Below are 26,487 nucleotides of genomic sequence, written 5' to 3' on the forward strand. Positions count from 1 at the left end.
GAATCAGGGCGAACGGGAGAGGGGCCGCAACTGCGCTGGCGCTGCGTGCCCTTCGCGGCCCTGGACGCCGCGACGCTCTACGCGCTGCTGCAGCTGCGCTCGCGGGTGTTCGTGGTGGAGCAGAACTGCGTCTACCTGGACCCCGACGGCGCCGACCCGCAGTGCCTGCACCTGCTGGGCTTCGACGCGGCGGGGACGCTGCAGGCGGCGTTGCGCCTGGTGCCGCCGGGGTTGAAGTACACGGAGGCCTCGATCGGCCGCGTGGTCACCTCACCCGAGACCCGGGGCACGGGGCTGGGCCACGAGCTGGTGGCCCAGGGCCTGCGCGAATGCGCGCTCATCCACCCGGGTCATGGCCTGCGCATCTCGGCGCAGGCGCATCTGCAGCGCTTCTACGAGGCGCACGGCTTCCGGGCGGAGGGCCAGACCTACCTGGAGGACGACATCCCTCACATCGAGATGTCGCGCGCCGCGCCGGCGCTCTGATCCGGCGCCGCCGCTGCCACCGCCGCGGCCTGGGGCTCAGGCTCCACGGCGCCGCGGTAGGCATGCCAGGAAGCGTGTCCCAGCCACGGGCCCACCACCAGCAGCCCGGCGAAGAAGGGCAGCATCGCGGCCACGACCAGCAGCGTGATCAGCGCGCCCCAGAAGATCATCACGCCCGGCTGGGTCAGGCACAGCCGCAGGCTGGTGAGGCCGGCAGTGACGGCGTCGGTCTGGCGGTCCAGGATCATCGGGATCGAGACCACGCTCACGCCGTAGATCAGCCCGGCGAAGACGGCGCCCACGGCCAGGTACGTGACGGTGAAGCCCAGGTGCTCCGGGTCGGCCAGCATCAGCAGCGAGCCCTTGAAATCGGGCATGCCGTCGAAGCTGACGGCGAACACCACCATCGCGGCGCGGCCCCAGATCATCTCCAGCACCAGCAGCACGCCGCCGAACAGGGCCAGCGTGCCGGTGCGGGTATCCCAGGCCAGCAGCGAGTCGCCCAGGTCGGGCCGCTCGCCGCGCTCCAGGTGGCGGCTGGCCTGGTACAGGCCCAGGCACAGGAAAGGGCCCACGAGCAGGAAGCCCGCCGACAGCGCCAGCACGTAGGCCGGCGCCTCCTCGAACACCTTCATGAGCGCGTAGCCCATGGCCACGAAGGCGGCGCCGTAGAACAGGCCCAGGCCGGGGCAGCGGGTGAAGTCGCGCCAGCCCAGGGCCAGCCAGTGCAGCGGATCGGACCAGCGCAGCGTGCGCAGCCGGGTCTGGGAACCCTCGGAAGGGGCGGCGGCCGGGGCCGTACCGGCCGGCGACGGCACGGAGCCCTGGTTGAACGGTTCGGATGCCATGGCGCTTCCTCCAGGTGAGCTGGTGCGAAGCAGGTTAGGGGCGACCCTGACCCGAGTCCATGGGGAGTCCCCTCACGCGCGAAGCACGCTCGCGCGCATCGATCCACGGCACAAGGCGGCGGCGCCCGTGCTCAGTCGCTGCTGGTGTAGGCCCGCTCGGTGGCCGGGAGGCCCGCCATGGGCCGTGCCGGGGGGGACGCGGACGGCCGGTCCGTGGGCTCGAAGCTCCGGGCGGGACGCGCCTCGGAGGTCCGGTGAGCCATGCGCCTGACGTGCGCCAGGTACGCGGTGCGGGCCTCGGCCATGCGCTGCAACTGCTCGAAGGCCGGGGTGTCGGCGTAGAAGCTGGCGTTGAGCTGGGTCTGGCGCACCAGGTGCGCGCGGAAGCGCAGGTACAGCTCATGGTCCACGCTGCCGGGCTGGTGCCAGAAGTCGGCCAGGGTGCCCTGATGCACCAGGCCCGGGATGTCGTAGAGGCAATCGCCCAGCGTGTGCACCGGCGTGCCGTGGTAGAGCGCCTGCAGCCCCGAGGTGCTGTTGACGGTGACCACGCCGCGCGCGTGCTTGAGCAGCGAGGGCAGGTGCACGTCGTGCACGTAATGCACGCGGTCTTCGACCTCCAGCTCCCGCGCCTTGTCGGCGATGAAGCGGCCGAAGTCGCAATAGGCGCGGTCCATGGGATGGTGCTTGAACACCAGGTGCTGGTGACGCGGCGCATGCAGCGCGAAGGAGTACATCACCTCCTCGATCACGGCCGGGATGCTGCGGTAGGGCGAGTGGTAATGGATCTGGCTGTCGTTGTGGACCTGCAGCGGCACCAGGAACCACTGCCGGTCCAGGGCCGGCGCGGACAGCCGCTGCAGCGCGTTGCGCTCGCTCCAGCCGTACCACAGCTTGCGCGCGCCGCCGCGGATCCAGCTCAGCGCCTGCGTCACCGGATGCAGCGGGCGGTGGTACTCATGGTGGGGAAAGCGGCTGCGCTGCAGCAGCATGGCCCAGGAGTACAGCGTGGCGTACAGCGCCATGAGGGGGAAGCGCTGCCGTGTGGGCGTGGGCCGTGCGGGCTGCGACGCCGCCTGCGCCAGGTAGAACTCGGCCTGGCGCGGCAGCGCCGACGCCGCATTGACGCCGCCGGGCTCCAGCGTCACGTAGTTCGGCCGCAGGTAGCCTTCCTCGAACACGTACACCGCCACGCACAGACGGCGCGCCACGGCAATGGCCTGCCGGTGGATGTCGCGGCTCTGCCCGAACAGCACGATGGCATCGATGCGCAGCTCGCGCAGCCGCTGCTCCAGCCACGCAGGCCAGTGCTCGCCGTCCTCACGGAACTGCAGCGCCTGGGGGCCGCGGAAAAAGAAGGCGTCGCCGCCGTTGAAGTTGACCTTCCAGACTTCCTGCCCCTGCTGGCGCAGCACGTCCGCCAACCGGCGGAAGAAGGGGCCCATGGGGCCCTGCAGCAGCATCGTCCTGGAGTAGCCCAGCAGGGAATCGAACGAGGCGGGCAGGGACGGCGCCGCGGCAGCGGAAACGGCTTCCACTGCCGAGGCTCCCAGCGGCAGCGTGCTCGCTGCATCTCCCCCCTTCGATCCCGTTCGATTCATTTACTTTTCCACGGTGATCTGCAACCAAATGCAGAAATCTGGCTGATAAGTAACTGCAATCTTTACATGATAACCCTAAGTTTTGCCCTGAAAAGTGCAAAATTTGCAGCCGCTTCTGCCTATACAGAGGGTTACTTTTCGTGCAAGGCGTTTATTATTTTTTCTTGATCAGCGAGGCAATTTGCAGTAGCGGGCGCAATGCCCAGTGCGTGCGTCGCCGAGTTCCAGTGTCCTGGACGCGCCACCGCGCCAATGCATCTAGGGCCTGCTCAGGCGTGACAAAGTGGCGTGTTTGCCGGTCGATGTAGCTGGGATACAGGATCAGCGCCCCGGCCACCAGCGCATCCAGCGTGAGGCGGCGCGTGCGGCGCGCAACGGGCGCCATGTCCTCGGTCAGGCCCCAGCCGGCATAGAAGGGGCAGCCGTAGGTCCGCACGTGGCGGCCACGCAACAGGGCTTCGAAGCCCGTCAGCGAGGTCATCACATGCACCTCGTCCACGGCTTCCAGCAGCGACTGCATCGGCACGTCGGTGACCACCTCGTTGCAATGCTGGCGGGCCTCGTGCTCGTCCACGCCGGCGCGGCGCAGTTGCGCCAGCACATCGGGATGTGGCTTGTAGACCACCCATGCGTCCGGCGCCGAGCGGCGCACGGCCTGCAGCAGCGCCATGTTGGTGCGCAGCATGGGCGCGCCGTAGGTGATGGAGGCGTCGCTCTCGACCTGCCCGGGCACGAGGATCACGCGGGCCTGTCCCGCGGGACGGCGCCACTGCCCCGTGCCGACGTTGTACTTGGTCAAGCCCAGCGCGAGGACGCGTTCGCGCAGCGCGGCAGCCCGCGCCAGCAGCGCGGGGGTGAATTCGGTGGTGGCCAGCAACCGCTCCAGTCCCGAGGGGGCGGAAGCGTCGTAGTACAGGCCCTGGGCATCCACCACCCAGGACAGGGGCCAGACCAGGTCCGCGCCCAGGCCCACGGAGCGCAGGAAGCCGTCCTCCAGCCGCAACACCTGCGCCGGTGCATGCGGCTGGTCCGCCGAGGGCACCGCGCGCCGGCCCCAGACGGCCAGCGTCGCTCCGGCGGGGACCTGCGACAGCTCTTTCACGAAGCGCACCCGGCTGCCGGCCAGGAAGGCCTCCACGATGGGGCGCTTCCAGCGCGAGAAGCCCAGCGCATGGATCTCCGGGGCGAAGCGCGAGCGCATGCGGCGCTGCAAGGCCATCCATTCCAGCAGGCGCTCGACCTCGCAGCGCCGGCCGGTGTCGGGGTCGATGTAGCGCGGGTACTCAATCAGTGCCGCGTGCACCAGGTCTTCCAGGGTGCGCGGCGGCGCGGCGGCGCGGCGCGCGGGCGCGGGCAGCTCGTCCCGCGTCAGGCCCCAGCCGGCATAGAAGGGCATGCCGAAGCAGCGCACGGGCTTGCCCCACAGCAGCGCCTCGAAGCCCAGTTGCGAGGTGACGGTGTAGACGGCCGCGCAGGCCTCCAGCAGCGCGCAAGGATGGGCCGCGTCGGCCAGGACCGTCACGCGCGCGGCCTGCGCCGGCGTCAGCGATGGGAAGTGCCCCTGCTTGCGCCCGGCCGCCACGTCCGGGTGCACCTTGAGCAGCACCGGCCGTTGCGGATGCTCCCGCAGCGCCGCTTCCAGCATGCGCGCGAAGCTGCCGGCGTCGGCCTGGCCGTGCCGGATGGAGGCGTCCCCGGCGGTCTGGTCCACCACCAGCACGAAGGGGCCGTCCACGGGCGGTGCCGACTCGCGCGCGTGGTTGTACTTGGACACGCGCGCCTGCCGCCATTGCCGTGCCAGGGCCGCCGCGCGCTCGAGCTCGGCAGCGGAGTGCACGCGTTGCGCCAACTGCTCCAGGCGCGAGGGCCTGGCGGCGTCGTAGTAGATGCCCAGGTCATCGACCACCACCGACAGCGGCGGCTCGTCGGCTCCCAGCCCCAGCGAGCGCAGGAAACCATCCTCGACCCGCAGCAGCGGCCGCTTGTGCCAAGCCGCCCAGGCCTCGGCACGGGCGGCTGCGCGCTTGTGGCCCCAGGCCAGCACCGCGTCCACGTCGTGGCTGCGCCACAGCGGCACCACCTCGGCATCGTCCAGCAACAACGCCAGCGTGCGCAGCCGACGCATGCCCAGGGACAGCACGGCACAGCGCAGGGGCTGTGCGCCCGACGGGCCACTGCTCACCAGCGCCATATGCTTGCCGCTGCGGCCATCACGGCCCTGAAATTGCGAGTCAACCCGCTGCGGGGCGCTGTAATGGACACGGTTCAACGAACTTTCAAGACTGCCGGAGCAGTATCTTCACTTTCCATGCTGCCTGGCCAATGCCCATCCTGCAGTAGGCTTCGCCTCGGTGGCAAATTTGTGATGCATTTCACGAAATTTGATTTGGAATTGCGACTTTTTATAGCCCCTACGGTAACAATTCAATTTTGGAAGCGTAATTGCAGGCCTTGTCAAGAACCACCGCCAAGCGGCCGAATTCGACATCATGTTGCAGCCGGCTTGCGAGTGCTCCCTCACCGTACATTGATTGGAAGAAGACATGGTTTTTGGAATTTTCAAGAAAAATCGAAAGAAAGCGTCTTCTGAGGTTGTATTAAAAGTATCTGACGCCTCTGTATCTCCACTCCAGCCCAAAATCAAGGCTAGACCCCAATCCCAATCCCAATCCCAAATTCAAGCCCAGCCCAAAATCAGAGCCAAACTCCGGTCCCAGCCTCAAGGTCCGGCCCAACCCCAGTCTTGCGTTGAAGGTCAGCGAAACGAAATCGATACCGCCGAGGCGGACCTGAAGCGAACCACTATTGCCATCAAAGGTGACGGTAATATTGTCAAGTTTGGAAAATCGAGTTCGGCCAATGATCTCAAAATAAAGATTGACGGGAACGACAACACCGTGATCGTGGGGAAGAAATGCAGAATCCGTGGCATGATTCGCGTATCAGGCAATGCCCAAACGGTTTCCATAGGCAATTTCACCACGTTCACGGAATGCTATCTCCTGGCGGCCGAGAATTGCGACATCAGAATTGGCGAGCATTGCATGTTTTCTCGCGGCATTGAAATCCGCACAACCGACGCTCATTCCGTCATCGATGTGAAGACCGGCCGGAGAACCAATACGCCGAAATCGGTAACCATTGGAAATCACGTGTGGATTGCAGCCAACGTGTTCGTCTCCAAAGGGGTCGTGATCGCTGACGACTGCATCATCGGCGCCGGATCGGTGGTTTTGAAGAGTATTGAGGAAAGCCAGTGTGTGGTCGCTGGAAGTCCTGCCGTACCGATTCGTCGGGGCGTCACCTGGAATCGCGCCGTGAAACCGGAGTTCTCCCAGGCCGAGCTTTACATGTGGCGCGACCAGAGCGCCGCCGGCGCCCAGGCCGAGCTGGAAGACCCGCCGGACCGCGCCAGCACCGGCGCCACGAATGACTCAAGTGCCTGAGTTCGGAGAGGCATCGGGCGCTTCGGTTGACGGCGCATCTTCCGTTGCCTTTGCCTGTGCCGCGGAAGCGCTCGGAGACAATATCTCCTGCACACTGTCGTGGGTGACCAGGAAGCGCCTGGGAGCGATGCGCCTCAGCGTCCTGTTCGCGATTCGTTTTTCGACTTCGTCCATCGCCTTTTCGATGTTGTCGAACGGTACGCCCAGCAGGCTTTCGGCCTCGTAGTTCCACCAGGCCAGCTTTTTCAGCCGCTCGATGATGGGCTCGGGAAACCTGTACTTGATGATTCGCGCCGGCACGCCACCCACGACCGCATAAGGCGGCACGTCCTTGGTGACCACCGCGCCGGCCGCGACCACGGCGCCGTCGCCGACGGTGACGCCCTTGAGCACGATGCATCCGGCGCCCAGCCACACGTCGTTGCCGATCACGACGCGGTCCTTTTGGTTATTGGGCGCCAGGAAATCAGTCGATAACCGGACCTGCCTGGGCAGCACCAGGGTATCGCCCCACTGGAAAGGATGGGTGGAGAGCCAGTCCAGGGGATGCGGACCGTCGCCCGCCACGACGCCGGGCGCGAACGAACAATAGCGGCCGATCTGTTTGACGCCGGCCAGGCGCCCGTCGCCCCGAATGTAGGTGTAGGCCCCGATCCTGCCGCGCATCAGGATTTTTCCGCCCAGCGCCACGGGCGCTTCACAAATGATTTGCGCCTTGCGGTCAATGTCGATGTTCTTGTAGAACCTCACCAGCTCATTGGTGGACGGGGTAGCGGTTTTCACGGGCATCCTTGCTTTTTTCTGCATCACGATCAACTTGCGGGATAAATCCTGCTTCTGTTCAAGCGTATCCTTTGGTAGCAGGCGGGCCAAATAGGCCGCCATGCTGCGGAGGGTCCGGTTTTTCAAGAACTTCATTCAGATCAACAGCTTGCCGGCCATCGCCGGCATTCATGAATGGCGGGCCCTGATGGTTCTACGCGCTATTTTCCTGGCCCCGGCCGTGCCAGGGCAGGTTGCAATATCGGCTGCAAAAGGCTCCAGAGCCGTTCATAACCGGTGGGTGTCAGGTGCAGCATGTCGTCCAGGTAGTACCCGCAGTCATTGCTCCGATTGCAAAGAAAGGCCTCCGTCGGATCCACGAAAGTGAAATTTTCGCGGCGTGCGGCTGCAGCCAAACCGTCGTTGACCAGTCGGCGGCTGGCCTCGTGGACTCGCAGCGATTTTCCGCGAGGGAGAATGCCGACCACCGTCAGGTGCATCCGCGGCCAGGCCTGGCGCAGCGTGGCCACCAGCTTTTCAATGCCCGCCAGCACGTCGCAGGCGGGCAGGCGATGGCTGAGGTTGTTGGTGCCGGCCAGCAGAACCACCTCGCGCGGCTCGATGCTGCCGAGCGGCAGGTGTTCGAGGCGCCAGAGCATGTTCTGGGTCTGGTCGCCGCCGACGGCGATATTCAGCAGCGCGCTTTGCCTCAATGGCTGTGGCAATTGCTCCGCACGGAAGCGGGCCAGCAGGCTGTCGCCAACGAGTACCAGTTCAGCCTTGGGCGAACCGACCATGCGCTTGTTGATGGCCTGGTGCTCGCTGAGCCATTTGTCCGTCAGCGATGCACGCATGGCGGGCTGGGCGGAAATTGCCGCTTCCGTCGGAACGGGGCAATCGGCCGCCATGGCTGCGGCGTGCATGGCCATAGCCATCGCCATACAGGTGAGCAGGCACTGCAAACGCTTCATGTGGGACGACGGAGACGGCTTGTGTCGGTTGACCAAGGGCGTGAATCTGCCATCAGATCTGACCTCCCGCCTGCATTGGTAGAGAAAAACATGGAAAAGGTAGACCTAATCGTGGTGGATTGCACCCTTGTCACTCCGTAGTAACGGGTGGCTTCCCGAACTGCGGACTTTGCATCAGCTGCTCCAAGCGCGAGGGCCCGGCGTCGTCGTAGATGCCTAGTCATCGACCACCACCACCACCACCAACAGCGGCGGCTCGTCGGCTCCCAGCTCCAGCGGGCGCAGGGAGCACGGTTTACTAAGGATTCTGCTGTGTTTTCTCTTTAAAAATGGTTTGCATTAAGCGAAATCTCGGCGCCACGGCGCTTGTAACTGCTTGGGCTGTAAGGATGTCACTGTTGAAAAACGCTTTATGCAGAGGATCCTAAATGGCGCTCAAATCTAGATTCAAGCAAAATTCAGAACTATGTACGGCAGCCATCAATCCAATCCCATTGGGAAGTATCCAACATTCAATCTAATGTTGCGCAGGCGTACCATTTTCGGTTTGCCGTCAGATGCAAAATTGGCCCTGACGAACACCGCGTCTTTATGATCTGAATCTATCGACAAGAACTGCTCACAGACAAACATGCTCTTCCACACGCCTGGTTCGCATTTACCAGAGTTTCTATGGTGATACCCGGAATCCCCATACCCGCCAAGGGTCAGGTAAGCCTCCCCGATGCTCACGAACATCTCGGCAGAAAGCGTCATGTATTTTCCGTGCAACGATCTGCAGCACTCCGCGCTCAGACTCAAAGACGAATTAATAAAAATATTCCTAGAATTAACCAGTCGAAGATTCAAAGTAAATTCACTATTTGAGCCTTCCACATCAATCTCCGACTCCTTATCATTTCTGATCCACCATTTATCATTGATAAGACCATTATTTCCAATTTGAGACAAGACGCCTCTCGTTTCACAGTGGCTTTGAGCCATTAAATTATCATTTATCGTCGGACGGGGAGATACCAGTCTCCAGCGCTCGCCATCATAGAAACAATAGGCTCCCGTGAGGGAGCCATTGGCGTAAAAACCAACATTAGAAAAAAAGACTTGCCTGCCTGGTGCTTCGTGCAAATATCTGTATTGCCAAAGCACCTCCTCACCGGTTGATTTCAATGAATGAAACGGGTCAGCAATGTTGACCAATGCTCTTTCCATTCTTCTTTGTCGTTTATTGGTTTTATCTTCTGGCATCAATTCGCTGATTACTTTCTTAAGATCGAGTCGATCTCGGAACCTCCCTAAGAGATCCATTGCCTCATATACATAGGTCACTTTCTTTCCAAAAAACATAACGTGAGTATCCAGATCCAGCGTCTGAATAATTATTTTCTTGTTTGGTGGGGCTGACCTCAAGAACAGGTCCGCATTAATTGTGTCAATATCGTCGTGACCATGGATCAAATAAATTGCAGAATCGCGCCACAATTTGGCGGCAACTTCATCAAGGTTGACATGGCGCCTACCCAGCTCCTCAATATGCAATCTCAACTCATCCCAGGCATAATCCTTGCTAATGTTCAGGTTAATTTGAGGGTTGGAAGCTATTGCATTAGCATTGATTTGCAACGCATGATAAATGGCGCCATATCCTGACATTGACGATCCAAAAAAACATACGGAACCTTCTTCATATCGAGAAGAGAAGTGCTTAATCACTTTTTGATATGTTTCGCCAAAATCATCATCAAGATACCAAGAATTATTGGGGTCGGTGATAAACAACAAATCGCATATTTGGTTCTCCAGGAAAGAGCGGAGTGCCATATATTTACCGCCTTGATTGTGTGCGCTCATTACAATCAAAAGCTGTCGCGAACTATTATCTCTGTCAAATGGCACATAAAGCACCGTTTTTCCAAAAACTACCTGTTCATTGTTGGCTACAATACCTTTGACATCGTCGAGAACTGTTTCCATAAATTCAAGAGTATTGATTGATTGTTAATGTCAGCCAGCAAATAACAAATGCCCACAAGCATGAGGGTCGGCTCTGCTGCTCATTTGCGTTGCTGCTGATTAAATTGGGTGGTCGCAACATTTCCAGGTTCTATTGCCGAATTTGTTGCGACCACTGCTTTGATGTTGTTTCGCGAAACCTACGCCGAAGGCGTTATGGCTTCTTTGATATTGTTTTTTGCTTTGACGGCGTCATTTAAGAGTGCAGTTGTGGCTTTCTTTGCCTTGGCTTTGGATTCTGTTTTTGCAGGGGCGCTGATGCCATTTGCAGCGTTCGCTGCCGCCTGCTTGGGTTTGCCTTTCACAAGCCCAATGTGGGCGGGCAGTGAGAATAATTCCGTTAATCGAGATACACCGGAGTCGTGTACGGAGACAAGCTGACGCTGCAATAGTCGGGTTGAGAATTCCTCAAAGCGACGGAACTCGCTAAGTGTTAAAGTGCCTTGAATATTTCCTGCGCTAATATCGCTGACGAATCTACTGATGTCGTGCAGTAGGTAGTCATGCGTGAAGCCTTTTTGGCCAAAGAACGCGTTTCCGAACTGCACAGGCTTCAGTCCCTCGAAAGCCGCTTCCAACAGGCCTTGAGAGTTTAGTCCCGTGACGAATGTGCACTCTTCAAACAAGGCCTTGAGCGGGTAGTGATCGACAATTGCGATGCGATTTTGTAAGGTTTCAGGCAGAGACCTCACATAATCGGCAATAACGTCACGAGTCAACGAATGACGGATGTTGATTTTTTTCTCTTCCCAGGGATGGGCCTTGAAGACAACATTAAGCCCCGCGCGCGTTAGCTCAAGAATTAGATTCTTGTAGAAAGCGATGGAAGCAAGGCCAAGCTGCTTGTATTCAAGTAAAGAAAAATCGTTTACAACCTGTCCCAGAATGGCAACGACTGGCGCATTGGGATCTGTGAACTTAATTGGCGCAGCTTGTTCCGGTTGCTGAACGTTCTTATTTTCTCTCAACAATATTTTGTTGATGGCTTTGGTGCGTTCGCGTTCATGTACATCCTCAGAATCGTACCCTCCCAAGGAATTGAAAACCGCTTTGTGGCGAATACTGCAATTGTTTGCGATCGGTTCGTATTTTTCTTCGCAATAGTAATCATTGCCTGTGAAGAAGCTTTCCATGACCAATACTTTGGTCGGTGTGAGTCGCAAATATTCCATCAGCGATCGCTGATAGATTAACGAGCCAGAGAAGATACAGGCGTGTGTGTGAACGGGTTGGCTTGCGAGGCGGGAGGACCAAAAGTCCAGCCAGTCCCAGGCGGCTGCCATGTTTTGCAATAAGATTGCTCTGTTGTTTTGATATAGTTTTTCAAAAATGGCTTTGGCGGAGTCAGGGTAAGCATTGTCATACCAAGTACTGCTGGTGGAGACAAGTGCGAGCGTCTCAGCTCGGGCAGCTTTGAAGAGGTTTACACCTTTGACGGTGTATTTGAATAACACCGGGGAACTCAGGTGTGACAGTACGCGGTAGCGCTCATAAAGAACAGACGCCTTTGACTCATAGTTGCCATACAAGGCAATCCAGTCTTTGCGCTCTGTTTCGAAATGAGCGCTTGCTCCGCTTTTTTCCAGAAACTTGTGGAAGGAAGTAAAATTTTTCTGGTTAATGTGCAGATTGTCGGGAATAAAAATGGAAATTTTGCTGGTCATGCCGCCACCATTGCTTCGGGTTCAAGAGCGCTGCTTTCATTTTTTATAGATATTTCCCTGTCGAAGTTTTCAGATTCGATTGTGGGCGGCTTTAGCAAGTCTGTGCCAAGAATGTTGGAGTAGGCGCGCAAATTGCCTTCAACGGATTGACGCCAAGTTAGCGCACTGCTGGCTTTCGATAGGCTGCGCCGCTTTAATGCATTTAAACTGGCTCGATTGTCCTCACAAAGAGAGTTAATCATGTCCGCATCCGTCTGCGGATCCAGTGTCAAGAACATTCCGTTATGCCCGTGGCGAATAAGATCTTTAGCCATTCCGATAGGAGATGAGAGCACGGGTGTTCCGGTAGCAATTGCTTCAGGAATGTTGGCTGGGCCTCCTTCATGGCTGCTACACATCAGCAGCGCATCGATGGCCTCGTAATAGCTTTGAAAAACGCGATAAGGAAGGCGCTCAAATACAGTGACTTCAAAACCCAAGCGCCGAAACGCAATTGCGTCAATGCTCCTGTCTTGTCCTACGAAGGTGAAGCTGAAAAGATCCGGGTCGAGCCGCTTGACCAGTTCAGAAAGATATGCTTCTCCCTTGACCCGTCTTGCATATCTGCGGGAAGCGATGCCTAGGTTGACTTTGTCTGAAGCAGCGCCCGTGTTGATATTGCTGCGCAGTCGAAGCACCTTATCGTTGTAGCCATGAGGCACCACGTACAGTTGATCCTCAGCAATTCCATCGGCGTATAGGATTTGCTTCTGAGTCTGATTCAGGCATATGACGCCAGCGGCTTCCATGTAGCGCGGCAGGAATCGTGGCTTGCTGTGCCATACGTCCGGATCATCCAAATCATGGTGTACCGTGCAGACGCTATTGCTCACTAATTTTTTTTCAAGGTGCGGTCTATGGTAGTGATGAATGGCAGCGCCTTCTATTGGCAGTATGGACACCTCATGTCTGACCCAGTTCGGACTGTATTCCTTGAAGTATTTCATGATTGCGGAAAATATTCCGCTTTCGACGTCTTTCGACATCACATGGTTGATCAAGTAGCCGTCACTTTTCATGTTGAATATCTGGTTTATGCGCTTGGTAAGAACGTGGTTGACTGCCAGCCTATTTTGTGACAACCGCATCAAACTCGCGCGGACAAGAAGACCGAGAAAGTATTGCAAGACTCGTGTCGATCTATCCGTGGTGTCGAGTATTTAAGGACGTGGGCCAAGCCGACAAGGAGAGCGGTAAGGCTGTATTGCGTTCATGCCTGTACCGCTAGTTCATACCGGATTGGTATATATCTGGTTCAGATTGATATGCAGTCCTATAAATGTTGATGTCAACGACCGTTGCTTATTGTAGCCTGCCCTTAGGCAATGTCGTAAATCTGCAGCACGCCCACCACGTGTCCCTCGGGTTCGCAGACGACCAGCGAATTGATCTTGAGCTCGCGCATGCGCTCCTCGGCCACGCCGAAGCGCTCGTCCGGGCCGATCCATGCCGGGTGCATCGTCATCATGTCGTGCGCCTGCAGGCCCATCGGGTTGTCGTGGCGGTCGAAGGCGCGGCGGATGTCGCCGTCCGTGATCACGCCGCGCAGCCCGTCGTCGTCCACCACCAGCGCCAGGCCCAGCCGGCCCGTCGTGATCAGGTGCACCACGTCACGGAAACCCATGTTCGGCGAGCACAGCGGCAGGTTGTCCTTGTGCATCACGTCGCGCACGCGCGTGAGCAGTCGCCGCCCCAGGCTGCCGCCCGGGTGGAAGCGCGCGAAGTCCTCGGGCTGAAAGCCGCGCACCGTGGACAGCGCCACCGCCAGCGCGTCGCCCATCACCAGCGTCGCCGTGGTGGAGCTCGTGGGCGCAAGGTTGTTGTTGCAGGCCTCGCGCGACACCGACACGTCCAGCACCACGTCGGCGTGGCGCGCCAGCGTCGAGTTGGCCTTGCCCGTCATGGCGATGACCTTGTTCTGCTGGTGCTGCATGAAGGGCAGCAGCCGCACCAGCTCCTCGGTCTCGCCGCTGTTGGAGATCATCAGCACCACGTCCATCGGCCGGATCATCCCCAGGTCACCGTGGAAGGCCTCGCCCGGATGCACCGAGAACGACACCGTTCCCGTGGAGGCCAGCGTGGCGGCGATCTTCTTGCCGATGATCCCGGACTTGCCCATGCCCACCACGACCACCCGGCCGCGCGTGCTCATCACGATGTCCACCGCCTTGGCGAACTCCGTGTCGAGCCGCTGTGCCATGTCGGCCAGTGCCTGGCGCTCGATGTCGATCACCTGACGGGCGATCTCGGTCACATTCGTTGTCATTGCTACTTCTCCAGACTGATTTCGGATGGAGTCACTGCGCCATGCGGTGCATGAGCTCGGCGTACCCGCTCGCCGAAGTCGCCACACGTTCCTTGCCCTGCGCCTGCAGGATCGCGTCGGCCAGCTCGCGCAGCGCGCCCTGGCCGCCGCCGAGCTTGAGCACCCCGGTGGCCGCGCGTTGCACGTAAGCCGGGGCATCGGCCACGGCGAACGACAGCCCGCACGCGGCAAAGGCCGGCAGGTCGATGCTGTCGTCACCAATGCACGCCGTCTGCTGTGCCGTCACGCCGGCCTGGTCCATCAGCGCCGCGCAGGCCGCGGCCTTGTCCTTCACGCCGAACTGGTGCAGCGACACGCCCAGGTCCGCCACGCGCTTGCGCAGCACCGGCGAGTCACGCCCGGACAGCACCGCCACGCGCACGCCGCTTTCCTCCAGCAACCGCATGCCCAGGCCGTCGCGCACGTGGAAGCGCTTGAGCGCCTCGCCGTGCGCGTCGTAGAACAGCCCGCCGTCGGTGAGCACGCCGTCCACGTCCGTGATCAGCAGCCGCACCTGCGCCAGGCGCTGCTCCAGGGTTTGCGGCTCGGGCTGGCCGGCCATGAGCGCACGCACGCGCTCCAGGCACGCTGGCGTGTCCACGCCCGGCCCGGTGGGCTCCACCACCCAGGCCCGAATGCGCAGTCCGGCGGCCAGCAGCCGCAGCTGCTCCAGTTGCTCGGCGCGCTCCATCATCGGCTGGCGCAGCGTCGCGTAGCTGGCCAGCACCTCGCGCCGGTAGGCGTACACGCCCACGTGCTTGAGATAGCGTGCCGTGTCGCCGCCGTCGCGCGGGTAGGGAATGGGGGCGCGGCTGAAGTACAGCGCGTCGCCGTTGTCCGCCAGCACCACCTTGACGGTGTTGGGGTTGGTGGCTTCCGCCGCGGGCAGCGGATGGCACAGCGTGCCCACCTGTACCGCGGCATCGGCGCGCAGCCCCGCGATGAGCTTGGCCACGTCGCCCGGACGCACCAGGGGCTCGTCGCCCTGCACGTTGACGAACACGTCGCCGTCCACGCGCTGCATCACTTCCACCAGGCGGTCCGTGCCGGTGGGATGCCCGCTGGAGGTCATCTCCACCCGGCCGCCAAAGTCCCGCACCGCCGCGGCCACGCGCTCGTCGTCGGTGGCCACCAGCACGTCGCTGGCGCCCTCGATCTCCAGGCAGCGTTCCCAGACGTGCTGGATCATCGGCTTGCCCCACAGGTCCGCCAGCGGCTTGCCGGGCAGGCGCGAGGAGCCGTAGCGCGCCGGAATGACGATGACCGCGCGCATCAGGCCTGCACCGCCGAGTGGATGGTGGTGAGTTGCTTGAGCAACTTGGGCAGGTCGCTGAAGGGCAGCATGTTCGGGCCGTCGCACGGGGCCTTCTCGGGCTCCGGGTGGGCTTCCATGAACAGGCCCGAGACGGCACCGGTGGCCACCGCCGCGCGCGCCAGGTGCGGCACGTACTTGCGCTCGCCGCCGCTGGACGTGCCTTGCGCACCGGGCAGCTGCACCGAGTGCGTGGCGTCGAAGATCACCGGCGCGCCGGCGGTCTCGGCCATCACCTGCAGGCCGCGCATGTCCACCACCAGGTTGCCGTAGCCGAACGAGGTGCCGCGCTCGCACACCATGAAGTGGTCGTCAGGCACGCCGGCCTCGCGCGCGGCCGCGCGCGCCTTGGCCACCACGTTCTTCATGTCCCAGGGCGCGAGGAACTGGCCCTTCTTGAAGTTCACCGGCTTGCCCGCGCGCGCCACCGCCGCGATGAAGTCGGTCTGGCGGCACAGGAAGGCGGGCGTCTGCAGGATGTCCACCACCTCCGCCACCGGCTTGGCCTGTTCGGCCTCGTGCACGTCGGTCAGCACCGGGACGCCGAACTTCTCGCGCACCTCGGCCAGGATCGACAGGCCCTGGTCCATGCCCACGCCGCGGAAGCTCGACGCCGAGCTGCGGTTGGCCTTGTCGAACGAGGATTTGTAAACAAAAGGCAAACCGGCCTTGTCAAAAATGCCCTTGAGTTCCTCCGCGGTTTCCAGTGCGAAAGAGCGGGATTCGATGGCGCAAGGACCGACGATGAACAGCAGCCCGCCGGGCGGAAGAATGGACTTGGTCATGAACGTGTTCCAGGATCAGTTGGCCCCGGTCGCCGCGGAAGGTTTTGTCGCGGACTTAACCTGTGGGCATGGAGCCGCCAGCCCGGGTATGAGCCCAGGGGTGAACGGCACGGACTTATGGACCAGGCGGATTTTCCCTCAATGACAAGTGCAGGGAAGAGCGGCCTGGAAATGATTTCAGGAGCGCGGGAGTTGTTGGCAGTTATCGGTGAGTTCGGTCGAGCGAGCCCTGTGCCGCACGGCAATAAGGGCTTTGTCGTGATATCGCAAAACAGCCAAGGGAATTTTTCACGCTTTTGGCGACTGCTTGTCGAATCGAGGTTCAGGCTTCACGCCAATTCCGGCTCCCGCACACTCTTGCGGAGCTGGCCGATGTCATGGCTGAGCTGCCTGAGATTCTCGCGAAGCTGGGGCACCTCGCTGTTGAGCGCTTGCTGGCTGAGCTGGAAACGCAGGTTGGCCAGTTCCAGCCGCAGCGAGCTCAATTCCTCGCGCAGCGCCGGTTCCAGCAGTTGCGTCGCAGCCTCGGCGGCTGGCACCCCCATTTCGTCGCCCGTGGGTTCGGCCTGGGCCTCGGATACCACGGTGGCGTCCTCCACCGCCGCCTCGGGCGTCGGGGCCGGCTTGGCCATGCGCTTGAGCGCCAGCAGCCGCTCCACGGCCTGCTCGGAGGTAATGGGCAGCTTGTAAAGCGGATCGAAATACTTCGGATACAGCAGGTAGGCGGCGGCCAGAACCTGCTGAACCGTAAGCTTGCGCTGGCGCCGGGGATTGGGTTGACGGTCGTCGGTCAGGCCCCAGCCGGCATAGAAGGGGCAGCCCAGCGTCGTGACGTGAATACCGCGCAGCAGCGCCTCGAAACCCGCCTGCGAGGTGATGGTGTAGACGTGGTCCACCGTCTCGAAAGCCTGAGCCAGCGGCACGTCCTGTTCCAGCACCATGCACAAATGCCGTACGTCGTCGGGATTCGACACCATTTCCCGGTGCTTGTTGAGCACGTCCGGGTGCGGCTTGTAAATGATCTGGGCGTCCGGATTCTCCAGCGCGGCGATCATCACGGCATCGTTGTTGGTGTAGGGGCGCGCACTGCCGAATTGGATCGACGCGTCGCCTTCGACCTGGCCCACCACCAGCACCCGCTTGCGTGTCTTGGGCCCATAAATGGCCTCGATATCCACCGGCTGGGCGTGGTTGTACTTGCTCAGACCGGTGTTGAGCAGGATGTCCTGCAATTTCCGGGCACGCTCCATCAAGGCTGGGTCGGCTTCGAAGTCATGGCTGTTGAGCAGATCCTCCAGGTCAGAGGGCTGCCGGGCATCGAAGTACGGCGTCTGGCTGTCCAGCGACAGCGAGAAAGGCGGCGTGTGAGCCGCGCCCAGCGCGATGGAGCGGATGAAACCATCCTCCATGAAATAGCGCTTGATGCCGCGCTCGCGGGCGAAACTCGTGACGAATTCCGGCACCTTGAAGCCCCAGACGAAGAATTCCGCCCCCGGGCTTTGCAGAATCTGGGGTTTCCACTTCTTCTCGAAATCCTCGCGCTTGAGCGCGATGGGCAGGAAGTGCATTTCCCGATCAGGGAACCACGAGGTCAGGAATTGCTTCCACTGGTTGAAGCCGAACATGAAGGTCGGGATGCGCCCGGGTGCTGCGGCGACGTCGGCAGCGACCACGGCTGGGGCTTGAGCCGGCTCAGGCACCACCTCGATGCGCTTCATGTCCAGCAGGCGGGGGATGGCCTGCTCGATGCTGATCTGTTTCTTGTAGACCGGATCGAAATACTTGGGGTAAAGCAGATACGCCGCCGCAAAGAGCTGTTGCACCGTCAGTTTGCGCGTGCGCCGAGGGATTTCCTGCCGGTCATCCGTCAACCCCCAGCCGGCATAGAAGGGGCAGCCCAGCGTGGTGACGTGAATGCCACGCAACAGCGCCTCGAAACCCGCCTGCGAAGTGTTGGTGTAGACGTGGTCCACCGTTTCCAGGGCCTGGGCCAGCGGCAGGTCTTGCGTCAGAACCGTGCACAGATGCTGCACCTTGCGCAGGTCCGAACTCCTGGTCTTGAGTTTCTTGTCCAGCACCGCCGGGTGCGGCTTGAAAATGATCTGTGCCCCCGGGTTCTCCAGGGCGGCCATGATCACCAAATCGTTGTTGGTATAGCTTCGGATGCTGCCGTACTTGACGGAAGGGGCATTCTCATCTTGCCCCAGCACCAGCACGCGCTTGGTCGTCTTCGGTCCGTAAACGGTTTCCAGGTCTGCTGCCGGTGCCGCATGGTTGAATTTGCTCAACCCGCTGTCCAGGAATACATGCATGACCCGGTCGGCCTGCTCCATGAGAGCGGAATCGGCGTCGAAATCGTAGGTCGCCATCAGGGTTTCCAGAGCCGAAGGCCGGGCCGCATCGATATGGGGTGCCTGTGCGTCGAGTACCAGCGACAGCGGTGGAGCTTTGCTGGGGTCGAGCGCGATGGAGCGGATGAAGCCGTCCGCCATGAAATAGCGCTTGATGCCGCTGGCATCTGCGAAACGCGCGATGAAGTCCTTCAGCTCACAGCCATACACCAGGATCTCGGAGCGCGGATCCTTGAGGATGCGGGTTTTCCACTTCTTGTTGAATTCTTCGGCCGTGAGCTCGGGCGGGAGAAAAAAGAAGGTGCGCTCGGGAAACCAGGAGCTGATGAACTGCTTCCAGGCGCCGAACCCGATGACATAAGTCGGCACTGGGCCGGAGGTCGCCAAGGTATTTTCCAGGAACGAGCCGGTGGACGGCGCGCCGGGTTTTTGAGGCGACAGCGACCGGCCACCGGCCGGCGCGGACAGTTGCTTCAAACCGTTGAGACGATCAACGGCCTGCTCGGCCGAGATTGGCGTCTTGTAGACCGGGTCGAAATACTTGGGATACAGCAGGTAGGCCGCCGCGAACACCTGTTCCACGCTGAGCTTGCGCGTACGCCGTTCGTTGGCCTGCCGGTCGTCGGTGAGGCCCCACCCGGCATAGAAGGGGCAGCCCAGCGTCGTCACATGAATACCGCGCATCAGGGCTTCGAAACCCGCCTGCGAGGTGATGGTGTAGACGTGGTCCACGGTTTCGAAAGCCTGTGCCAGCGGAATATCCTGCGTCAGCACCTGGCACAGGTGGCTCACGTCGGCCGGATTGGAAACCATTTCCCGGTGCTTGTTCAGCACATCGGGATGCGGTTTATAGATGATTTGCGCGCCCGGGTTCTCGAGCGCGGCGATCATGACCGCATCATTGTTGGTGTAGGGCCGCGCGCAGCCATGGATGATGGAGGCGTCGGTTTCCACCTGTCCCACCACCAGGATACGCTTGGCCGTTTTCGGGCCATAGACCCGCTCGATATCGATGGGCTTGGCGTGGTTGTACTTGCTCAGGCCCGTTTCGACCAGCATGCGCATCAGCGTCCTGGCGCGTTCCAGGAGTTGCGGGTCCGCATCGAAATCATAGGTGTTGAGCAGCACCTCCAGATCCGACGCCTTGTTGGAATCGAAATAAGGCGTGCGGCTGTCGAGCGTCAGCGAGAACGGCGGCGTGTGCGCCGCGCCCAGCGCGATGGAACGGATGAAGCCATCCTCCATGAAATAGCGCTTGATGCCATGCTGCTCGGCAAAGCGGGTCACGAAGGGCTCGACCTTGAAACCCCAGATGAACATCTCGGAACGCGCGTCCTTGAGGATGCGCGGCTTCCATTTCTTTTCGAAAGTGTCGGCCTTGAGCGCGATCGGCAGGAAATACATCTCGCGCTCGGGGAACCAGGAAGTCAGGAAATGCTTCCAGCTGTTGAAGCCGAACATGTAGGTCGGAATCCGGTCCGTGCGGCCTTCGGTCGCCACGTCCGAAACCCTGCCGAGCGTCGCCAGGTGGCGGCGCTGCCGATTAAGGGCCGCGTCCTTGAAGAACAGGACGGGATTCTTCATCAGCTTGGTAAGCTTGCTCATGGCGATATTTAATATTTTGAACAAAGATTGTCGCCGTCACGGCCGGCATCGTATTGGTTGCCCATCGGAGGGCGGCCGAGCAGTTCGCCGCGCTTGGTGCGCGGAATCTCGACCCGTTGGCGGGTTTTATTGTCGAATTGATTTTCCCGGACCTGGTTGTTGTCGCCTTCAATCCGGATGCCGACCCGGGCGGCGCAGAACAGGTTTCGTTCCACGGTATTGTGGTTGGCAAAATCCTCGAAATACTGACCCCGTCCGTCCATCGAGCGGTCGGAACAATCAATTCTTTGCAGGTTGCGGCTCTGGCGGGAAGCGATCCAGACACCGACGTTTTCACGGATGAAGCGGTTCCTGGCGATGACGTTGTCGTCGCTGTGCTGCGTGCGCTTCACGGAGCGCCCGGACGAGACATGCTCACCGCAGTTCTTGTACAGAAAGATGCCACCCAGGCGGTTGTCCATGAAGGTGTTGTCCACGATCGTGTTCCGGGACGAGGAGTCCACGGCCAGTGCTTCCCGGTTCAACAAGTGGCCGTTGTGTCGGAACTCGTTCTGGCTGATCACGTTGTTTTGGCTGTCGAATTCCAGGTACAGCCCGACGCCGCCCGAGTCCTCAATGACGGAATTCTCAAGGATGGAGCCGCTGACGAAATCGTCGAAATAGACCCCAACTCGCCCTGTGTTGAAGACTTTCAGGTTGCTCAGCCGCACTTGGCGGGGCGTGCGCCGGCGCCGTTCGGCCGGATCCGTGGGCTTGTCGATGTCCTCGCCGGACCAGGCGATGCGCACGGCATTGCCGGTGAAGTTGCGGATCACGCAGTTGCGCACCGTGACCTGGCTCAACGGCCGGCCCTCGGAGTTGATCGTGATGCCGACGTTGAGCCGGTTTTCGCCGTCGATGGTCGCGCCCTGGCAGTCCAGCGTGGTGCCGCTGGCGGTCAGCATGAACTGCTGCCGGTAGGTGCACGACGCATCGAGCGTGATATCTCCGGACAGGCGCTTGGGCAGCGTGCAGGCGGCTTCGTTGCCGGCCATGACTTGCTGCGTGCCCAGCAGCGCCAGCCCGGCCAGTGCCGCCCGCATGGCGCGGCGCGCGGCGCCTGCCAAGCGAGGGACGGGGCTCATAAGCCGAACACGACCTTCGCCGCCACGGCAATCTGGTAAATGATCTGCGTGATGCCGCGCGTGATCTCGACTTTCTTGGTGTCGATGCGCGGCAGCACCATGATCTCGTCGCCGGGTTGCAGCGATTCGCGCGTGGCGTCGCCCACGCTGCCGTCCTGGTGCAGCACGACGAGCTTGGAGGCGTCGGCGTTCTGGGTGTAGCCGCCGACGCGGTTCACGTAGTCCTCGGCGGCGGCGCGCGGGTCGTGCACCAGCGCATTGGGAAACAGCACCTCGCCGCTGACCAGCACCAGGTTGCTTTGCTCGGGCAGGCGCAGCACGTCGCCGTCCTCCAGCAGCGTCGCTTGCGCGGTCGCGGCGTTGGCGAGCACGACCTGTCCCTTGGGCTGCACGTTCTTCGCGCGCTCGATGAACTGCAGCAGCAGTTCGGCTTCGCGGGTGCGCAGCGCGGCCTCCTCGCTGGTGGCCGAGCGCGCGGTGAGCGCATAGGTTTCCAGGCTGCGCAGCGACGTGTCGAGCATCTCCTTCTGCCGCACCGCCACGGACTTGCGGTAGAGCTGCAGCGCCGCCAGGTTGGCCTGCGGAGCGGGTTGCAACCGCGCCATGGCGTCCTTGAGCCGCGAGCCGTAGGGCAGCACCAGCGTGCGCTCGCCCAGGTTGGCGCCTTCCACGCGCACGAGGATGGTGCCGGGGTACTTGTCCGCGGTGAAGGTCACCTCGTCGCCGTCTTGCAGCTGCACCTGGTCGGCGGCGGACAGCGGGAAGTACTCGCTGCGCCGTTCGGTGCCGATCTTGCGCACGATGCTCAGATGCGTGGCATTGGGCGTGGGGCGCGCCATGGCCAGCAGTTGCGAGGCGGGCAGGGCCGGGGTGTCAAACTCGAACACGTAGGGATTGAAAGCTTCGCCGCCGACTTGCACGCTGTGCCGGCGCGGGCCCACCACCACGGTGTCGCCCTGCTGCAACTGCAGCGGCGCGATGTGCCCGTTGAGCAGGAAATCGTAGAGATTGAACTGGGCACGCGGCCGGCCGGCGCGCAGCACCTGCACGCTGAGGTAGCTGCCGCGATCGGGATCGATGCCGCCGGCGCGGTCGAGGTAGCTCAGCACCGAGTCCGACGACAAGCCGCCGTAGAGTCCTGGCGCGCGCACGAAGCCCGTGACGTACACCTTCACCGGCTGCGCCGCCTCCAGGGTGGCGTACACGCCGACGTTGGCCCGAAACACGCGCTTGACCTGTGCCTCCACCTGCGCATTGAGGTCGCCATTGCGCACTCCCGCGACCTTCACCGCGCCCACGTTGGGCACAAAGATGTTGCCTTGCGCATCCACCGGCTGCACGCCGTCGAACGTGAACGCGCCCCACAGTCGCACGTTCACGCGGTCGCCCACGGCGAGCTGGTAGTCGCTGTTGAAGCCGCTGAAGCCTTCGGCGGCGAAACGGCCGCTGAAGATCTGCGAGCCAAACACCACCGGCTGCGCGGCGGTGGCGGGATTGGGCGGCAACGGCGCGGACACCGTCGCGGCCGGCGCTCCTGGTGCGGCCTGCACGGCCAGCCCGGTTGCGGGCGCAGCGGTGCCGGGTGCCGCGGTGGCGGCGCTCGTGCCGCGCAGCGGTGCCAGCTCGGTGGCGCCGCGCACGGCGCCCGTGCTGAACAGGCTGCTTGGGGTGGCCGGGTCTTGGCGCTGCGTCGCGGTCTGCGCATGGGCGGGCAGGCCCAGCGCCAGCGCCAGCGCCGGGGCCACCGAGCGCAGGAGAAAGGATCGATGCTTCATGGCTCAGTCCTGGTGGTCGCGGATGGTGGCCACCACGAGGCGGGCCACGCCGTACAGCAGCACGCACAGCGCAGCCAGCGTGAGAAGGTTGTAAATGCGTCGCGGGTACTCGGCGATCTCGGGCTTCGAGGGCGCGGCAATCACGGACACGACCTTGATCTTGCGGCTGGCCTCGATGCGCGCGTTCTCCATCGACGTCAGCGCCACCTTGTAGGCGTCCTCGGCGAAGCCGGACTCGAACTTGAGTTCCTGGAAGCGCGCGGCCTGGGCGTTGAGCTGCTGGCCGTTGGCCGGACCGTTGGTGGCGCGGCGCTGCTCCAGTTCGGCCTGGCTGCGCAGTGCCCCGATCTGGCCGCGCAAGGCCTTGATTTGATAGGAATCCTCGTTGAGGAAGGTCTGCGCCTGCTTGAGCTCGGCTTCCTTCATGCTCAGCTGTGCCTGCAGTTCCGCCGCCAGCGTGCCCGTGGCCTGCGCCTGGGCCAGCGGGTCGAGTTGCTTGTACTTGTTCTGGAAGGCCAGCAGGTTGCGCCTGGCCGCTTGCAGCCGCTCGCTGGCGCGGTCGAGCTCGGTCTGGGCGAAGTTCATCTGCTCGCGCGCCATGTTCTGCGACATCGCGTTGATGAAGCGCTCGCTCTGCTCCAGGATCGCGAAGTTGAGCTTTTGCGCGAACTCCGGATCGAAGCCTTGCACCCTCACCGTGAGCACGCCCGAGTTGTCGTCCATCAACAGCTCGACACGGTTGCGGTAGTAATCGAGGAAACGTTCCTGCGAAAAGAATCCGTAGAGGCGGTACAGGGGGTCGCGCCCGGCCTGCGTGGCGAAGTGTTCGCGCACGTGCAGCTTCTCGTCGAGCAGCTTGAGCAGGTCCAGCGACTGGATGTACTGGCGCAGGTACAGCGTGTCCTCGCGCGAGCTCGGCGTGACCCCGGCCAGCAGCAGCGCGGCGCCTGGAACGGTGCCGGAGGACTGGTTGGCCTGGCGCACCACCACGGTCGCCTCGCTCACGTAGCGGTTTGCGGCCAATCCGACGAGGTACGCCAGCGCCAGCACCAGCGGCAGCACCAGCAGCGTCAGCCGCAGCCGCCGGTCGTTCATCCAGTGGATAAGCCTCATGAGGCCTCCACGTTGGCTTTGCCTTGGTAGGCGGAAATACCGGCGCGCACGTCTTCGTAAAGCGTGGCCGTGCCGCGTTCGAGAAGCACCACGACGTCGCAGTACTCCTTGATGTCATTCATGTTGTGGGAGACGAGGATCATGTTGGACTTTCGCAGGCGGTGCCTGAACATGGCTTTGCACTTGACCCGGAATTCCGCGTCGCCCACGGCCATGACTTCATCGATGAGGTAGTAATCAAAGTTGAATGCCATGCTCAGGCCAAACGCTACGCGCGAGCGCATGCCCGAGGAATAGGATTTGAGCGGCAGGTCGAAGTACTCGCCGATATCAGCAAACTTCTCCACGAACCTCACCCTGCGCCGCAATGCCTCGCCCTGTGCGCCGTGGACGTGGCAGACGAAGCGCACGTTGTCGCGCGCGCTGAGCGAGCCTTGGAAACCGCCGGCGAGCCCCACGGGCCACGAGATGCGGGCGTCGGTGTGCACGCTGCCGCTGTCGGGCGTGTCGATGCCGCCGAGCAGCCGCATCAGCGTGGATTTGCCCGCGCCGTTGCGTCCGATGAGTCCGATGTTGACACCATCGGGAAAGTGGAAGTTGAGGTCACGAAACACGTAGCGCCGCCCATGGGCGGTGCGGTACGACTTGGTGAGGTGGCGCAGCTCAAGCATTGAAGGCTCAGGCCAGGGTGATCAGTTGTTGCCGCCGCACCCGGTACAGGCACAGTCCCAATACCAGGAAGATCAATGTGAAGGCGGTCACGTAGCCTGTATTGACCTCTGGCAGCACCGGGTAGGTCGGGAAGAAGCAGCCGCGCGTAAGCTCCAGCAGGTGCAGCACCGGATTCCACAGCAGCCACTTGCGCAACTCCTCGGGCAGCGCGTGCACCGCGAATATCACCCCCGAGAGGAAATACAGCGGTGCGCGGCAGACGCGGATGAAGGCACGCACGCGCGGCACGCCGTGGGTGGCCACGGCGAAGAACAGGCCCATCGAAAAGCCCAGCAGCACCAGCAGCGCGCTCACGCCCATGAGCTCCAGCGGCCGGGCCGGCAGCACGTCGTAGCCCAGCGCCATCAGCACCAGCAGTGTCAGCGCATAGACGACGCTCAGCAGCACCACTTCCAGCATTGCCCGGGACACGATCGCGTCCATGGGCTTGACCTGGCGGTATACGAACAACCCGAGGTTGGCGTCGACGGCATCCATCAACCGGAAGGCCAGATTGCGGAACAGGAAAAAGGGCAACATGCCCGTGACCAGGAACACTGGGTACGCGATGCTTGGAGAGAATGTGTGGTGCAACGACCCCAGGAGCAGGCTCATGACCAGCACGTAGCCCAGGGGCTCCAGCAGCACCCACACGAAGCCTGTCCAACTGCCTTCGAAACGGGTTTTGAGCTCCCGCACGAACAGCGCGAACAGCACGGCACGCTGGATTTCCAGCGGCGAACGCTTGCCTCGGCTCAATGCAGACATGGACGTGGGAATACTCCAGCTCCTCACATGACGTGTCTGATGCAGGAGGCAGGTAATTGATTAGGGAAACTACGATCTTATCAGCGGGCCCCAGGTGTTCCCGTGAAGCGGATCACGTTGACCGAAGCAACCAGAATGCTCCGTGCCTGGCGGCGCTGAATCGTGAATAGATCACGAATATCGGCCTAAAGATTGGCCGGCGGTGGTAATTGCGTGGGCGGCGCCTGGCGTGCAGGCGGCATGTCCCACGCCGCCACGAACCTAAGGGTTCGAGCGCACCCTTCTCAATTCGTCCACGATCAGGCAGATCGCGCCCAGCGTGATGGCGCTGTCGGCCAGATTGAAGGCGGGGAAGTGGCGCCCGCCGAGGTGGAAGTCCAGCATGTCCACCACGTAGCCGTGCAGCAGCCGGTCGATGACGTTGCCCACCGCGCCGCCCAGGATCATGCTGATGGCGAAGCAGAAGAGCTTCTGCGCCGGGTGCTTCTTGAGCATCCACACGATGAAGGCCGAGGCCACCACGCCCAGGGCGGTGAAGAACCAGCGCTGCCAGCCGCCGGCGTTGGCCAGGAACGAGAAGGCCGCGCCCGTGTTGTGCGCGCGCACGAGGTTGAAGAAACTCGTGATCTCGCGCCCCTCGCCGTACTGGAACCAGCCCAGGATCAGCGTCTTGCTGAACTGGTCCAGCACGATCACTAGCAGCGCCAGTCCCAGCCACAGCAGCAGCGAGGGCGCCCTGGCGGAGGCGCCGGCGCCCGCCGCCGCGGGCTGCTTGACGGGCTTGACCGGCTTCACGCTTGCCTTGCCGCCC

The 26,487-nt window shown here is 61.8% G+C and carries 20 protein-coding genes and 1 pseudogene; 2 read left to right on the forward strand and 19 right to left on the reverse strand.

Annotation, left to right across the window (positions count from 1 at the left end; translation table 11 throughout):
• Positions 1 to 30 precede the first annotated feature (30 nt).
• Positions 31 to 486 (forward strand): GNAT family N-acetyltransferase, encoded by a 456-nt coding sequence (locus tag Q0741_RS27900; protein WP_298236482.1) that lies wholly within the window; start codon positions 31 to 33, stop codon positions 484 to 486.
• Here Q0741_RS27900 and Q0741_RS27905 read toward each other — a convergent pair.
• The 3 genes from Q0741_RS27905 to Q0741_RS27915 all read right to left on the reverse strand — a co-directional run bounded on the left by Q0741_RS27905 (position 450) and on the right by Q0741_RS27915 (position 5,117).
• A complete protein-coding gene (locus Q0741_RS27905) occupies positions 450 to 1,334 on the reverse strand; it encodes a DUF2189 domain-containing protein (protein ID WP_298236458.1) in 885 nt (294 codons plus the stop codon). The genes Q0741_RS27900 and Q0741_RS27905 overlap by 37 nt on opposite strands.
• A gap of 131 nt (positions 1,335 to 1,465) precedes the next feature.
• Positions 1,466 to 2,872, reverse strand: a complete 1,407-nt coding sequence (locus Q0741_RS27910; RefSeq protein WP_298236459.1) for a capsular biosynthesis protein — start codon at positions 2,870 to 2,872, stop codon at positions 1,466 to 1,468.
• A 217-nt stretch (positions 2,873 to 3,089) separates the two neighbouring features.
• Entirely contained in the window at positions 3,090 to 5,117 is a 2,028-nt protein-coding gene (locus tag Q0741_RS27915) for a capsular polysaccharide biosynthesis protein (RefSeq protein ID WP_298236460.1), read from the reverse strand.
• A gap of 361 nt (positions 5,118 to 5,478) precedes the next feature.
• Between Q0741_RS27915 and Q0741_RS27920 the strand changes: the two genes are divergently transcribed.
• The gene (locus tag Q0741_RS27920) at positions 5,479 to 6,381 is read left to right on the forward strand and encodes an acyltransferase (protein WP_298236461.1); all 903 of its coding nucleotides are present in this window, start codon (positions 5,479 to 5,481) and stop codon (positions 6,379 to 6,381) included.
• Here the strand turns inward: Q0741_RS27920 and Q0741_RS27925 are convergent.
• The 16 genes and pseudogenes from Q0741_RS27925 to lspA all read right to left on the reverse strand — a co-directional run bounded on the left by Q0741_RS27925 (position 6,370) and on the right by lspA (position 26,402).
• Positions 6,370 to 7,299: a CatB-related O-acetyltransferase gene (locus tag Q0741_RS27925; RefSeq protein ID WP_298236462.1), complete on the reverse strand. Its 930-nt coding sequence runs from the start codon at positions 7,297 to 7,299 to the stop codon at positions 6,370 to 6,372. The two genes, Q0741_RS27920 and Q0741_RS27925, sit on opposite strands and share 12 nt — an antisense overlap.
• Positions 7,300 to 7,364: 65 nt before the next feature.
• The gene (locus Q0741_RS27930) at positions 7,365 to 8,114 is read right to left on the reverse strand and encodes a GDSL-type esterase/lipase family protein (protein WP_298236463.1); all 750 of its coding nucleotides are present in this window, start codon (positions 8,112 to 8,114) and stop codon (positions 7,365 to 7,367) included.
• A 480-nt stretch (positions 8,115 to 8,594) separates the two neighbouring features.
• Positions 8,595 to 10,085 (reverse strand): hypothetical protein, encoded by a 1,491-nt coding sequence (locus Q0741_RS27935; RefSeq protein ID WP_298236464.1) that lies wholly within the window; start codon positions 10,083 to 10,085, stop codon positions 8,595 to 8,597.
• Between the two features lie 179 nt (positions 10,086 to 10,264).
• The gene (locus tag Q0741_RS27940) at positions 10,265 to 11,788 is read right to left on the reverse strand and encodes a hypothetical protein (RefSeq protein ID WP_298236465.1); all 1,524 of its coding nucleotides are present in this window, start codon (positions 11,786 to 11,788) and stop codon (positions 10,265 to 10,267) included.
• Positions 11,785 to 12,846, reverse strand: coding sequence for a glycosyltransferase family 4 protein (locus Q0741_RS27945; RefSeq protein WP_298236466.1), 1,062 nt, complete (start codon positions 12,844 to 12,846; stop codon positions 11,785 to 11,787). The genes Q0741_RS27940 and Q0741_RS27945 overlap by 4 nt, the downstream gene beginning before the upstream one ends.
• A gap of 299 nt (positions 12,847 to 13,145) precedes the next feature.
• Positions 13,146 to 14,093, reverse strand: coding sequence for a KpsF/GutQ family sugar-phosphate isomerase (locus Q0741_RS27950; RefSeq protein WP_298236467.1), 948 nt, complete (start codon positions 14,091 to 14,093; stop codon positions 13,146 to 13,148).
• Positions 14,094 to 14,124: 31 nt separating this feature from the next.
• Positions 14,125 to 14,694, reverse strand: a complete 570-nt coding sequence (locus Q0741_RS28940) for a KdsC family phosphatase (RefSeq protein ID WP_367184197.1) — start codon at positions 14,692 to 14,694, stop codon at positions 14,125 to 14,127.
• Positions 14,695 to 15,405 (reverse strand): annotated as a pseudogene (kdsB, locus tag Q0741_RS28945) (3-deoxy-manno-octulosonate cytidylyltransferase); the annotation flags it as partial.
• On the reverse strand, positions 15,405 to 16,229 hold the full coding sequence (gene kdsA, locus Q0741_RS27960; RefSeq protein WP_298236469.1) for a 3-deoxy-8-phosphooctulonate synthase: 825 nt from the start codon (positions 16,227 to 16,229) through the stop codon (positions 15,405 to 15,407). The gene kdsA and the pseudogene kdsB, both read right to left, overlap by 1 nt.
• Before the next feature lie 329 nt (positions 16,230 to 16,558).
• The gene (locus tag Q0741_RS27965) at positions 16,559 to 20,185 is read right to left on the reverse strand and encodes a hypothetical protein (RefSeq protein ID WP_298236470.1); all 3,627 of its coding nucleotides are present in this window, start codon (positions 20,183 to 20,185) and stop codon (positions 16,559 to 16,561) included.
• 8 nt (positions 20,186 to 20,193) lie between these two features.
• Complete coding sequence (locus Q0741_RS27970) at positions 20,194 to 21,291, reverse strand: right-handed parallel beta-helix repeat-containing protein (RefSeq protein ID WP_298236471.1); 1,098 nt, start codon at positions 21,289 to 21,291, stop codon at positions 20,194 to 20,196.
• Positions 21,292 to 21,305: 14 nt separating this feature from the next.
• Positions 21,306 to 23,084, reverse strand: a complete 1,779-nt coding sequence (locus Q0741_RS27975) for a polysaccharide biosynthesis/export family protein (RefSeq protein ID WP_298236472.1) — start codon at positions 23,082 to 23,084, stop codon at positions 21,306 to 21,308.
• A gap of 3 nt (positions 23,085 to 23,087) precedes the next feature.
• A complete protein-coding gene (locus tag Q0741_RS27980) occupies positions 23,088 to 24,197 on the reverse strand; it encodes a capsular biosynthesis protein (RefSeq protein ID WP_298236473.1) in 1,110 nt (369 codons plus the stop codon).
• Positions 24,194 to 24,868, reverse strand: coding sequence for an ABC transporter ATP-binding protein (locus Q0741_RS27985; protein WP_298236474.1), 675 nt, complete (start codon positions 24,866 to 24,868; stop codon positions 24,194 to 24,196). The genes Q0741_RS27980 and Q0741_RS27985 overlap by 4 nt, the downstream gene beginning before the upstream one ends.
• Before the next feature lie 7 nt (positions 24,869 to 24,875).
• Positions 24,876 to 25,676 (reverse strand): ABC transporter permease, encoded by an 801-nt coding sequence (locus Q0741_RS27990; RefSeq protein ID WP_298236475.1) that lies wholly within the window; start codon positions 25,674 to 25,676, stop codon positions 24,876 to 24,878.
• Positions 25,677 to 25,937: 261 nt separating this feature from the next.
• On the reverse strand, positions 25,938 to 26,402 hold the full coding sequence (lspA, locus tag Q0741_RS27995) for a signal peptidase II (RefSeq protein WP_298236483.1): 465 nt from the start codon (positions 26,400 to 26,402) through the stop codon (positions 25,938 to 25,940).
• Between the last annotated feature and the right edge of the window lie 85 nt (positions 26,403 to 26,487).

The sequence above is a fragment of the uncultured Azohydromonas sp. genome, from assembly GCF_937926365.1.
GTDB lineage: Bacteria > Pseudomonadota > Gammaproteobacteria > Burkholderiales > Burkholderiaceae_C > Azohydromonas.

What these genes read in the sequence shown, in the direction of transcription:
- Q0741_RS27975 (WP_298236472.1), bottom strand. Translation starts at nt 23,084, where the DNA reads ATGAAGCATCGATCCTTTCTCCTGCGCTCGGTGGCCCCGGCGCTGGCG.
- Q0741_RS27925 (WP_298236462.1), bottom strand. Translation starts at nt 7,299, where the DNA reads ATGAAGTTCTTGAAAAACCGGACCCTCCGCAGCATGGCGGCCTATTTG.
- Q0741_RS27990 (WP_298236475.1), bottom strand. Translation starts at nt 25,676, where the DNA reads ATGTCTGCATTGAGCCGAGGCAAGCGTTCGCCGCTGGAAATCCAGCGT.
- Q0741_RS27935 (WP_298236464.1), bottom strand. Translation starts at nt 10,085, where the DNA reads ATGGAAACAGTTCTCGACGATGTCAAAGGTATTGTAGCCAACAATGAA.
- Q0741_RS27980 (WP_298236473.1), bottom strand. Translation starts at nt 24,197, where the DNA reads ATGAGGCTTATCCACTGGATGAACGACCGGCGGCTGCGGCTGACGCTG.
- Q0741_RS27950 (WP_298236467.1), bottom strand. Translation starts at nt 14,093, where the DNA reads ATGACAACGAATGTGACCGAGATCGCCCGTCAGGTGATCGACATCGAG.
- Q0741_RS27930 (WP_298236463.1), bottom strand. Translation starts at nt 8,114, where the DNA reads ATGAAGCGTTTGCAGTGCCTGCTCACCTGTATGGCGATGGCTATGGCC.
- kdsA (WP_298236469.1), bottom strand. Translation starts at nt 16,229, where the DNA reads ATGACCAAGTCCATTCTTCCGCCCGGCGGGCTGCTGTTCATCGTCGGT.
- Q0741_RS27965 (WP_298236470.1), bottom strand. Translation starts at nt 20,185, where the DNA reads ATGAGCAAGCTTACCAAGCTGATGAAGAATCCCGTCCTGTTCTTCAAG.
- Q0741_RS27905 (WP_298236458.1), bottom strand. Translation starts at nt 1,334, where the DNA reads ATGGCATCCGAACCGTTCAACCAGGGCTCCGTGCCGTCGCCGGCCGGT.
- Q0741_RS27940 (WP_298236465.1), bottom strand. Translation starts at nt 11,788, where the DNA reads ATGACCAGCAAAATTTCCATTTTTATTCCCGACAATCTGCACATTAAC.
- Q0741_RS27920 (WP_298236461.1), top strand. Translation starts at nt 5,479, where the DNA reads ATGGTTTTTGGAATTTTCAAGAAAAATCGAAAGAAAGCGTCTTCTGAG.
- Q0741_RS27945 (WP_298236466.1), bottom strand. Translation starts at nt 12,846, where the DNA reads ATGAAAAGTGACGGCTACTTGATCAACCATGTGATGTCGAAAGACGTC.
- Q0741_RS27985 (WP_298236474.1), bottom strand. Translation starts at nt 24,868, where the DNA reads ATGCTTGAGCTGCGCCACCTCACCAAGTCGTACCGCACCGCCCATGGG.
- Q0741_RS28940 (WP_367184197.1), bottom strand. Translation starts at nt 14,694, where the DNA reads ATGGCCGGCCAGCCCGAGCCGCAAACCCTGGAGCAGCGCCTGGCGCAG.